This is a genomic window from Nitrospinota bacterium (genome assembly GCA_027619975.1).
Lineage (GTDB): Bacteria > Nitrospinota > Nitrospinia > Nitrospinales > VA-1 > JADFGI01.
The window spans coordinates 1-5,563 of the sequence record JAQCGX010000064.1; the positions used below are offsets into that span (position 1 = coordinate 1).

A 5,563-nucleotide genomic window follows, 5' to 3' on the forward strand; every position below is an offset into this window, starting at 1 on the left:
GAAAGGCTGTGCCACTTAAAAGCAAAAACCTGTAAAACTTAACTCGCTGACGGATTTTTCTCTTTTTCATCAACCTGCTAACTATTGTTTTGTATCGGGTTTTTAAAAAATAACCTTTATCTTTTTTTTGATTGCCCAATAGTTCCTGTTTTATGGGCGTTTCAGTGCAATAAAAAAAGCGCCTCTTATAAAAGAGACGCTTTTTTGCTTTGCAAACCCTCCCGCCAGGGCTGTTGATTAGCGGGAGATTTCCCCGGATATTATTTTCGAGGATGTCGGCCTGTCCGTACCTAAGGTTTAAGAAAACAGCAGAAGGTTAGAATATTAAGGATCTTAAGGAATTATTTTTGAGCTTAAATGCCAACCCCTATAAAAGGGGTTGGCAATGTCAGCTTCCCAAACTCTCAATTAGAGGTTCTCTCTATTATTAACCCAGCAACTGCAATACCGATTGGGGTATCAGGTTGGCCTGGCCCACCATGGCGGTAGCCGTTTGCACCAGGATTTGATTCCGGGTCAATGTGGCAACTTCCTCGGCGATGTCCGCATCTCGAATAGACGATTCTGCCGCTTGCAAGTTTTCTACGGCGACGGACTGATTTGAAATCGCTCGCACCAGCCGGTTTTGTACAGCGCCCACAGCTCCCCGTCCCGCCGTCACCAAGGCAATGGCGCTGTTGATAGAATCCAAAGCGGTCAAAGCGGCTCCTGCGGTTGTTACGGAAAGACTGTCAATGCTCAGGCTGGAAGCGGTGATAGCCTGGAGGTTGACCTCGGTATTGAGGTTGATACTACTGTTTGAGGTGCTGTCGATGCCGATCTGAATCAGAATCTGATTGTCACCGGCTACCGAAGACGCCAGGGAACCATCGACCAGTTTCTGACCGTTAAACTCAGTGGTTGCCGCGATTCGGTCGATTTCGTTTCTAAGCGCTGTGAATTCCAGCTGAATGGTTGCGCGTTCCGTGGACCCTACGGTTCCGGTGGCGGCCTGTGAAGACAGCTCGCGGAGACGGATAAGAATCGACGATTGTTCGTTCAGGGCGCCTTCTGTAACGTTGATAAGAGAAATACCGTCGTTGGCATTTCGGATACCCTGTCTGAGCGCGCGGATATCAGAACGTAAGGCTTCTGAAATTGCGAGGCCCGCCGCATCATCGGCGCCACGGTTGATCCGGATACCGGACGCAATCCGTTCTACTGATTGTGCAAGACGGTCGTTGTTGCTACCCAGAATTCTCTGGGCGTTGAGCGAAGCTATGTTGTTGAAGACTCGTACAGGCATTTCCCTAATCCTCCACCATGAGTTGGAAACGTTTAAAACTAAACTATTTAGACTCTTTTGAAACCATTTACTGCGTGCCCCCGAGGTCTTTGTTTAGAGTGGCAATTCTCAGTTTCCACTTAAAAAGCTAAAGCTATTTCGGTTGTTGACCGTTTAATCAGTTCATAGGGTCACCATAACCCATTGAAAAAGCAAACAGTCCTCAACTTAATCTGCTTATCGGTAGATTGTTTTAGAACTTTAATGTAAATCAGAATATTTTAGGATGTCTTCAGAAAATCAGCTTTAGCTTTGAGAAGGGTCCATTAAAAAAAGGGATTGGTGATTCCAAAAAGCAAAGTCATCTATACATAACGACTCTTTATGTTAGATCTTCTCGCCAGTTTTTTTGCACCACATCCGCATTATGGGAGGCTAACTTTGGATTGGCTGTAAGAAAGTTAAGGATCTCTTCGAGGTTCAGAGGCGATTGGGAGGGAGAATAAAATTTTTGATACAGTTGATCGATGAGCTGGAAGTCTTTTTCCGTGTCGACGGTCAGGCGAAAGTTTTTGCCTTTAAGGTAGGGTGGGGTGGGCACTCTCTCCAGATGAAACGCATCGGGGTGGTCATGGAAGTAGGTGGTGACATGCTCCCGGTAAGCGGACTGGCTGGTTTTTTTCGCGATTTGTTTGAGGGCGGACAATTTGGCGACTTCACTGCCGGTCCCCAGAGGAATGGGGTCGGGGCAAAAAGTATAATCTGCGTTTTCCTTGGAATGTTGCAGGACAAGGGATCGCATGAGCGTGGGGTCAACGAGGGGATTGTCGCCACAGACGCGGACGATATGTTCCGCCTGACAAAGGTTTCCCGCCAGGATGAAGCGTTCAAGAACATCTTCTTCCGGGCCTGAAACGCATTCGACCCCCATCCGCGCCGCAATTTTCTCAAGGGGTTCTTCGGATTTTTCTGACGGAGTGGCCAGCACAATCCGGTCAATTTCACTTACGGCTTGAATGCGTTTGATGATATGCTCGATCAGCGGTTTGCCAGACAGCAGCCGCAGGACTTTCCCCTGCAAACGGGTGGAGCCCAGTCTGGCTTGAATGATCGCGACCATGTGAATCACAGGAGTTCCTCTTCACGGGTTAACACTGATTTCCTATTGTAATCGTTCGAAATGATTTTGTAATGAGTGAATCTAAAAAGATTGTGAGACCAGAAAGATTGAAAAAGGGAGATGTTGTGGGGGTTGTGGCTCCTGCCGGTCCGGTGGACCCTGACCTTTTGGAAAAGGGGTTGAAGACTCTGAGACGAATGGAGTTGGAACCTCTTCTAGGCAAGCACGTGCTTAGCCGCAGGGGATATCTGGCTGGGAAGGATGAAGAACGCGCTCTAGACCTCATGTCCATGTTTGCAAATAAGGATGTAAAGGCGATTTTTTGCGCTCGTGGGGGATATGGAGTCAACCGTCTGCTTCCCTGGTTGAAACCAAATGTCATCCGAAAAAATCCGAAAATTTTTGTAGGAGCCAGCGACATCACTCTGCTTCTGCTCTATTTATATCAAAAATGTTCTCTGGTCGGCTTTCACGGACCGATGGTGGCCGGGAATTTTGGCCGTTATGCGATGAGGAAATCGAAAAAACAGTTTCATGACCTTCTGACGGGGCAACCTGAAGGCAAGATGATGATTTCACCCAAAGCTCACACCCTCAACCCCGGTGTCGCCAGGGGAGAGATTATCGGAGGATGCCTCACGCTTCTTTGCCGTTCCTTAAAAACCCCCTTTGAAGTGCAAACCCGGAACAAAATTCTGTTGCTAGAGGATGTTAATGAAGCGCCTTACCGCATTGATGGCATGCTCTGGCAATTGCAAGCCGCTGGAAAATTTAAGGACGTTAAAGGCATCATTTTAGGAGAGATGGTCAATTGCCTCCCAAAAAAATCCGCAAATGGGTTGCTGAGACAAATGTACAAGGAAATTTTTGACGGATTATCCGTCCCCATTGTCACCAATTTCCCCGTTGGCCACGGAAAGGAAATGTGGACCCTTCCTTTCGGTGTTGAAGCCACTCTCGACGCCGGAGCCAAATCCATCCAGTTGCAAGACAGCGGGGTGAGCTAAAGACTTCCCATCTAAGTTGTCTATTTTAAAGGATAAGTTTAGTTAATTTAGATTCTTACGGGAATGCCCTTGGATTTCAAGTATTGCTTGGTTTCGCCGATGGTGAATTCCTTGAAGTGAAAAATGGAAGCGGCCAGGACTGCATCCGCCTTGCCTTCGACAATGCCCTCATAAAGGTGCTCAAGAGTTCCCGCGCCGCCGGACGCGATCACGGGAATGTGAACGGCTTCGGAAACGGCTCGATTGAGCGGCAAGTCGTACCCGGATTTGGTCCCATCCCGGTCCATGCTGGTCAATAGGATTTCTCCCGCCCCAAAGGATTCCATCTGCTTTGCCCATTTAACGGCATCGATTCCGGTCGGGTTGCGTCCTCCATGAGTGAAAACTTCCCAAATGGGATGTTCCGCTTTTTCTGTGATGAATAAGTCCGGGTGCTGATCCCGCCAGTCCAGCGAGGGGGACGTTGGAGGTTTTCCCGGTTCGGCCTGCTTCGCGTCGATGGCCACCACAATGCATTGGCTGCCAAACCGTTTGGCCGCCTGCTCCACGAACTCGGGGGTGTGCACGGCGGCGGTATTGATGGCCACTTTATCGGCCCCGGCTTTGAGGAGGTTGCGGATATCTTCAATTTTGCGGACGCCACCGCCGACCGTCAATGGCATGAAAACCTTATCCGCGGTGCGGGCCACCACATCCAGAATCGTGTCCCGTTTTTCGTGCGATGCGGTGATGTCCAAAAACGTCAGCTCATCGGCGCCTTCCTGTTCATAGGCGGCGGCGATTTCAACCGGGTCCCCAGCATCCCGCAGATTGACGAATTTGACGCCTTTAACAACCCGGCCATCTTTGACATCCAGACAGGGGATGATGCGTTTAGCCAGCATGGTTTTGCACCAGTTTCAAGGCATCGCGTATGTTGATGCTCTTGTCATAAAGCGCTTTCCCGGTAATGACGCCGCTCACCCCATGCGCTTCCAGCGCCATCAGGCTGGAAATATCGTCGAGGCTTCCAACCCCTCCAGAGGCGATTACGGGTAATTTCGTGGCATCTGAAAACTCGCGGATGCTTTCCAGATTGGGGCCTTGCAACATGCCGTCGCGGCTGATATCGGTAAAAATGAACCCGTTGACTCCCAGTGGTTCCATTTGCCTCGCAAGGTCCGTGGCCTTTTTGTCAGATACCTCGGTCCAGCCTTTCACGGCGACGAACCCGTCTCTGGCGTCGATGCCGACGGTGATCTTTCCGGGAAACCGTTTACAGGCCTGCTCCACAAATTGTGGGTCGCTTTGCGCGATGGTGCCCAGGATCACCCGGTAGGCTCCGGCATTTACATAAGTTTCGATGGCCTCCAAAGTACGGATGCCGCCTCCGACCTGAATGTCCACGGAACTGTTATAGATGATATTTTTGATCAGGTCGGCGTTTTTGGGGATTCCATCAAAAGCGCCATCGAGGTCCACCACATGAATGAGCTTCGCTCCTTCTTCGTCCCAATGGCAGGCCATGGCGACCGGGTCGTCGGAATAGATGGTTTCCTGATCGGCTTTGCCCTGAATCAAACGTACGCATTTACCATTTTTGATGTCAACAGCAGGAATAATTTTCAACATAGTTTTTTCTTTATCAAGTTATTTAAAATGGAGATGTATCTACATTTCTTCTTGTATCGCATGAATCTCCATCTTCAGATCGAAACTCTTGGAGAACCGGTGAAAATCTGAAAACTTCAAGATTGCCTGGGAAAGGTTGCAAACAATGAAATATAGGAGCGATTTAAACGGAGGATTTTAACAGATTGTGCAGGGGATTGCCTGTTTAAAGATTTTTCTTATTGGGGAAAATTAAGTTGAGTGCATTCAATCCCACAAGTGTGTTCCCCCCCCCTTGCTATGGCTTTTAAATGAAAATCCTTGTCGATTACCCCGTCCGCTTGCGGCGGGGTCGCTGATTGTAATCTTCCGATGGGAAAAGGTTTACTCTAAAAAAGGAAGCCCGTATAATTCAGCCCGGTTCGTTCTTCCAAATGTTTTTTATCTTTTAATGTCTCGCTTTTCCATTGGCAAGGGTTTTTGAGGATCTTAATCCAAAAATGAATTCTACCGACCGTTGGCTTCCAGTACTGGACAAGATTTTGACTGCCAGTTTGATTCTGTTCGTGATGTTTTCGATGT

General features: G+C 48.7%; 6 protein-coding genes. 1 reads left to right on the forward strand and 5 read right to left on the reverse strand.

Going from position 1 to position 5,563, the window contains the following annotated elements:
- Positions 1–427: 427 nt before the first annotated feature.
- Entirely contained in the window at positions 428–1,285 is an 858-nt protein-coding gene (locus O3C58_13955) for a flagellin (GenBank protein ID MDA0692954.1), read from the reverse strand.
- A gap of 361 nt (positions 1,286–1,646) precedes the next feature.
- Positions 1,647–2,384, reverse strand: a complete 738-nt coding sequence (locus tag O3C58_13960; GenBank protein ID MDA0692955.1) for a glycosyltransferase family protein — start codon at positions 2,382–2,384, stop codon at positions 1,647–1,649.
- 71 nt (positions 2,385–2,455) lie between these two features.
- Between O3C58_13960 and O3C58_13965 the strand changes: the two genes are divergently transcribed.
- A complete protein-coding gene (locus tag O3C58_13965) occupies positions 2,456–3,391 on the forward strand; it encodes an LD-carboxypeptidase (protein MDA0692956.1) in 936 nt (311 codons plus the stop codon).
- A gap of 47 nt (positions 3,392–3,438) precedes the next feature.
- Here the strand turns inward: O3C58_13965 and hisF are convergent, their stop codons facing one another.
- From hisF to O3C58_13980, 3 genes are all read right to left on the reverse strand, one after another.
- Positions 3,439–4,275 carry an imidazole glycerol phosphate synthase subunit HisF gene (hisF, locus tag O3C58_13970; GenBank protein MDA0692957.1) on the reverse strand — a complete coding sequence of 279 codons (837 nt, stop codon included), beginning with the start codon at positions 4,273–4,275 and terminating at the stop codon, positions 3,439–3,441.
- Complete coding sequence (hisA, locus tag O3C58_13975; protein MDA0692958.1) at positions 4,265–4,999, reverse strand: 1-(5-phosphoribosyl)-5-[(5-phosphoribosylamino)methylideneamino]imidazole-4-carboxamide isomerase; 735 nt, start codon at positions 4,997–4,999, stop codon at positions 4,265–4,267. The genes hisF and hisA overlap by 11 nt, the downstream gene beginning before the upstream one ends.
- A gap of 371 nt (positions 5,000–5,370) precedes the next feature.
- Positions 5,371–5,563, reverse strand: a 193-nt coding sequence (locus O3C58_13980; GenBank protein ID MDA0692959.1) for a hypothetical protein, incomplete at its 5' end; no start/stop codon positions are given.

Bases quoted from the DNA above. Each gene is read 5' to 3' on its own strand.
- O3C58_13955 (MDA0692954.1), bottom strand. From the start codon at position 1,285: ATGCCTGTACGAGTCTTCAACAACATAGCTTCGCTCAACGCCCAGAGA.
- hisF (MDA0692957.1), bottom strand. From the start codon at position 4,275: ATGCTGGCTAAACGCATCATCCCCTGTCTGGATGTCAAAGATGGCCGG.
- O3C58_13960 (MDA0692955.1), bottom strand. From the start codon at position 2,384: ATGGTCGCGATCATTCAAGCCAGACTGGGCTCCACCCGTTTGCAGGGG.
- O3C58_13965 (MDA0692956.1), top strand. From the start codon at position 2,456: ATGAGTGAATCTAAAAAGATTGTGAGACCAGAAAGATTGAAAAAGGGA.